This is a genomic window from Bacillus sp. SIMBA_074 (assembly GCF_046534555.1).
In the GTDB taxonomy this organism is placed as follows: domain Bacteria; phylum Bacillota; class Bacilli; order Bacillales; family Bacillaceae_G; genus Bacillus_A; species Bacillus_A mycoides.
Map to the genome: position 1 here is coordinate 1 of NZ_JAWRYM010000860.1, position 254 is coordinate 254.

Annotated in this window: 1 protein-coding gene; it reads left to right on the forward strand. The window is 52.4% G+C overall.

All coding sequences use genetic code 11. The features are described from left to right. A partial coding sequence (locus SB773_RS33190; RefSeq protein WP_410594696.1) for a S8 family serine peptidase occupies nt 1-254 on the forward strand: 254 nt, incomplete at both ends.

Consider the following 254-nt stretch of genomic DNA (forward strand, 5'->3'; position numbering starts at 1 on the left):
CGGTTATTAATATGAGCCTTGGCGGTGCCGGTTCCAATACGACCGAGGGCAATGCCATGCAAGCCGCTTATGACGCCAATGTATTGCTGATCGCTGCAGCAGGTAATGATGGCAATACCGCATTGTCTTATCCGGCATCTTATGACTCCGTTGTGTCGGTTGCAGCAGTGGACGACAGTAAAGCTCATGCTGACTTTTCACAACGTAATAGCCAGGTTGAGCTTGCTGGCCCGGGTGTTGCGGTACTGAGCGCT